The 4,143-nt window shown below is 72.1% G+C and carries 4 protein-coding genes; 1 reads left to right on the top strand and 3 read right to left on the bottom strand.

Features of this window, described 5'->3' with window-relative positions; genetic code table 11:
* The 3 genes from CS062_RS24865 to CS062_RS24855 form a co-directional block, all read right to left on the bottom strand.
* On the bottom strand, nt 1–737 hold a 737-nt coding region (locus CS062_RS24865), incomplete at its 3' end, for an ATP-binding cassette domain-containing protein (protein WP_143742516.1).
* Nucleotides 738–752: 15 nt separating this feature from the next.
* Entirely contained in the window at nt 753–2,066 is a 1,314-nt protein-coding gene (guaD, locus tag CS062_RS24860; RefSeq protein WP_099864521.1) for a guanine deaminase, read from the bottom strand.
* 27 nt (nt 2,067–2,093) lie between these two features.
* The gene (locus CS062_RS24855; protein WP_099864523.1) at nt 2,094–3,041 is read right to left on the bottom strand and encodes a LysR family transcriptional regulator; all 948 of its coding nucleotides are present in this window, start codon (nt 3,039–3,041) and stop codon (nt 2,094–2,096) included.
* 144 nt (nt 3,042–3,185) lie between these two features.
* Here CS062_RS24855 and CS062_RS24850 point away from each other — a divergent pair.
* The coding region (locus tag CS062_RS24850; protein WP_143742515.1) for a 2Fe-2S iron-sulfur cluster-binding protein at nt 3,186–4,143 on the top strand (958 nt) is incomplete at its 3' end.

The raw sequence follows: 4,143 nt of genomic DNA, 5'->3' as shown, positions 1-4,143 counted from the left end.
ACCGCGCGGGCGGCGAGCCGGGGCGGCTCCGCGCCGATCATCAGCCGCGACAGGCTGGCGTTGCTCTCCTGGCGCGGATCGACCTCGCCGGTTACCCGGCCGGCGCGCAGCACCGTGCAGCGATGGCACAGCGCGCGGATCTCGTCGAGCTTGTGGCTGATGTAGAGGATGGCGCAGCCCTGGCCCGCCAGCCGCCGCAGCGTGACGAACAGCGCCTCCACCGCCTGCGGCGTCAGCACCGAGGTCGGCTCGTCCAGGATCAGCAGCCGCGGCGCGGTCATCAGCGCGCGCAGGATCTCCACCCGCTGGCGCTCGCCCACCGACAGCGCATGCACCGGGCGCTCCGGATCGAGCGGCAGGCCATATTCGGCGGACAGCTGACGGACCTTGGCCCGGACCTCGTCCAGGGTGCCGTGCTGGTCCAGGCCCAGCCAGATGTTCTGCGCCGCGGTCAGCGAGTCGAACAGCGAGAAGTGCTGGTAGACCATGCTGATGCCGAGCGCCCGCGCCTGCGCCGGCGAACGCGGCGCCCGCGGGGCGCCGTCCCAGAGCAGCTCGCCGGCATCCGCCTGCACCGCGCCGGCGATGATCTTCATCAGGGTGGACTTGCCGGCGCCGTTCTCGCCCAGCACCGCGTGGATCTCGCCCGGCGCCACCGACAGCGACACCGCGTCGTTGGCCCTCACGCCGGGGTACTGCTTGCTGATGCGGCGGAGTTCCAGGCGTGGCGGCGTCATGGGGACAGGCAGGTCCTACGGTCTGCGGTAGCGCAGCTCGCCCGCGACGTAGCTGGCCACCAGGTTGCGATCGTCCGACAGCGTCATCCAGGCGAAAGCCCGTTCATGCGGGTCGCGCGCCAGGTCCATGCGGGCCTCGGCGACCGGCCCGGCGGCCCAGTCCCAGATGCAGACGTCGGCCAGTGTAGCCACGCCGAAATGGCCCAGTTCCTCCGACAAACCCAGGGCCTCGGCCGCGCCGCGCGTGGCCGCGTGCAGGCCCGCCCAGGCGGTGAGCCGCTGGCCGCCGAGCGCCTGCACCTTGTAGCCGTCCGCCAGCGTGCGCTGCGCCGACAGCGAGGTGCCGCCGCCCACGTCGCTGGCCGCGCTGACCCGCACGCCGGCCTCCAGCGCGCCAGGCCAGTCGAACAGGCCGCTGCCCAGGAACAGGTTGGACGACGGGCAATGCGCGATGTGCGCGCCGGTGCGCGCGAGCACGCGCCGGTCCTCGTCGTCCAGCCAGATGCCATGGGCCAGCACCGCGCGCGGATGCAGCAGGCCGACACGGTCGTAGACGTCGAGGTAGCTGCGCGCCTCCGGGAAGAGCTGCGCCACCCACTCGACCTCGCCGCGGTTCTCCGCGACATGGGTCTGCATGTAGAGGCTGGCATCGGCGCGGCACAGCGCGCCGGCCATCGCCAGCTGCGCCGGCGTGCTGGTCGGGGCGAAACGCACCGTCACCGCGTAGGCCAGGCGAGCGCGGCCGTGGTGGCGCGCGATCAGGTCCAGGCAGTCGCGCTCGGCCTGGACGACGTCGTCGCGCAGGCCCTCCGGGGCATTCCGGTCCATCAGCACCTTGCCGGTGATCAGCCGCATGCCGCGTTCGGCGGCGGCATCGAACAGCGCGTCGGCCGAGACCTTGTGCACCGTCGGATAGACGACGGCCGAGGTCGTGCCATGCGCCAGCAGCGCATCGAGGAAGCGGTCCGCGCCGTAGCGCGCGACCTCGGGGTCCATGTAGCGCTGCTCGGCCGGGAAGGTGTAGGTGTTGAGCCAGTCCAGCAGCTCGGTGCCGTAGGACGCGATCACGTCCAGCTGCGGGCTGTGCACATGCGTGTCGACGAAGCCCGGCAGGATCAGCCGGCCGCCGTGGTCCTCGCGGACCCAGCCCTCGCCCGGATCATGGGCCTGCGCGCCGACGATGCGACCGTCCTCGATCAGCAGCCAGTGGTCCGGGCGGAAGCGCACGGCGGGGTCGTCCACGCGCGCCCAGCGCGGCGTGGCGGTGAAGTCCAGCAGGTCGCCCTTCAGGGCCAGGCGTGCCGGGGAGGCGGATCGGTCGGTCGTCATCGGTTCAGGGAGAGGGAAGCCGGCACCTTACTTCACGAGCTCGCGCGCGACTTCGCGCACCTGCTCGCGCAGCCAGCGCAGCGGCGCGCTGTTGTGGCTGACGTCGTGCCACAGCTGGTAATAGGTCATCGGCGGGAAGGCCACCGGGCATCGCAGCACGGTGACCGGCAAGAGGTCCAGGTAGCGGTGGCAGAAAAGCCGTCCGGTGGTCAGCACCAGCAAGCTGCGCGCCACCATCTGGGGCAGCTGCCCGAAATGGGCGCAGCGCACCGCGATGCGGCGCTCCAGGCTGAGCGAGGCCAGGTGCTGCTCGATCACGCCGGGCTGGCCGCGGCTCAGCGGCATCGGCGCCAGATGCTGGCAGTCGAGGTAGCGCTCCTGCGTCCAGGCCCGGGGCGCCATGCGGGCGGCCGGATGGTCCTTGCTGACCAGACAGACCACCTCGTCCACCAGCAGCCGGCCCATGTGCAGTTCCTCCGGCGGCTCCAGCCAGTTGCCGATGACCAGGTCCACCTCGCCGCGCGCCAGCGAGGCGCGGTAGTCGAAGTCGGCGTTCAGCGGCTGGAAATCGAGCTGCACGCCCGGCGCCAGGCGCTGCAGGTGCGCCACCAGCAGCGGCAGGAACAGCGGGTCGAGGTAGTCGCTGGCGGCGACGCGGAAGCGGAGTTCGGCGCTGGCCGGCTCGAAGCCGGACTTGCGCAGCCGTGCGCCGAAGAGCTCGTCGGCCTCGCGCAGCAGGCGCTCGGCGGGGGCCAGCAGCTCCAGCGCGGTGGCGGTCGGCGTCATGCCCGCGCCGCTGCGCACCAGCAGCGGATCGCCGGTCAGGGTGCGCAGACGCCGCAGCTGCGCGCTCAAGGCGGGCTGCGTGCTGCCGAGCCGCATCGCGGCCCGAGACACACTGCGCTCGGAAATCAAGGTATGCAGGACCCGCACCAGAAGGAGGTCGATCTTGTCGAAGTTCAGTTCATCCGACATGGTGAACAACATATAGAGGCCATACGCCGCATCGTATAACCATGGGACGACCGCTGGAGTACCGTTCAGGGTAATTGCATCCGCCCGCCAGCCGTGCCCGCTTCTTGCTTGGCCGCCCGCGCCCGTCCCGCATCGCCCCCGCCCATGACCGCTCCCCGTCCGATCCGCTTCTTCCATCAGGGTCAGCTCAAGTCCGTGACCGGACTGCCGCCGACGACCACGGTGCTGCAGTACCTGCGCGAGCACGCCCACTGCGCCGGCACCAAGGAAGGCTGTGCCGAGGGCGACTGCGGCGCCTGCACCGTGCTGGTCGGCGAACTCGACGCGGACGGGCAGGCGGTCGACCTGCGCAACGTCAACGCCTGCATCCAGTTCCTGCCGATGATCGACGGCAAGGCGCTGCTGACGGTCGAGGACCTGGGCGCGAGCGACGACCTCAACCCGGTGCAGCAGGCGCTGGTCGACTGTCACGGCTCGCAATGCGGCTTCTGCACGCCGGGCTTCGCGATGACGATGCAGGCGATCTATGAGCGGCACCAGGCGCTCGGCACCCGGCCGGACCGGCAGGTGCTGGCCGACGACCTGGCCGGCAACCTGTGCCGCTGCACCGGCTACCGCCCGATCCTGGACGCCGGCGAGCGCATGTTCGACGCGCCGGCACGGCCCCTCGATCGCGCGCCGCTGCTCGCGGCGCTGCGCACGCTGCGCGAGGATCCGCCGCTGCGCTACGAGGCCCCCGCGCGCGACGGCACGCCGCAGCGCGTCTTCGCGCCGCGCTCGCTGGAGGACTTCGCCGCGCTGCGCGAGGCGATGCCCGAGGCGCGGCTGGTCGCCGGCGCGACCGACGTCGGGCTGTGGGTCAACAAGCAGCAGCGCGAGCTCGGCGACGTGATCCTGACGGGGCGCGTCGAGGCCCTGCGACGCATCGAGGGGATCGCCGGCACGCCGGCCGGCGCCACGCTGCGCATCGGCGCCGCCGTCACGCTGGAGGATGCCTGGGCCGCGCTGAGCGACCGGGTGCCGGCGCTGCGGGAACTGTGGCTGCGCTTCGCGTCGCCGCCGGTGCGGCATGCCGGCACGCTGGGCGGCAACATCGCCAACG

The organism is Roseateles chitinivorans, assembly GCF_002761755.1.
GTDB classification, from domain to species: Bacteria; Pseudomonadota; Gammaproteobacteria; order Burkholderiales; family Burkholderiaceae_C; genus Roseateles; species Roseateles chitinivorans.
The sequence above is the reverse complement of the archived record's forward strand: the minus strand, read 5'-3'. Positions and strand labels throughout refer to the sequence as shown.

Coding starts and splice junctions, on each gene's coding strand:
- CS062_RS24855 (WP_099864523.1), bottom strand. CDS start 3,041: ATGTCGGATGAACTGAACTTCGACAAGATCGACCTCCTTCTGGTGCGG.
- guaD (WP_099864521.1), bottom strand. CDS start 2,066: ATGACGACCGACCGATCCGCCTCCCCGGCACGCCTGGCCCTGAAGGGC.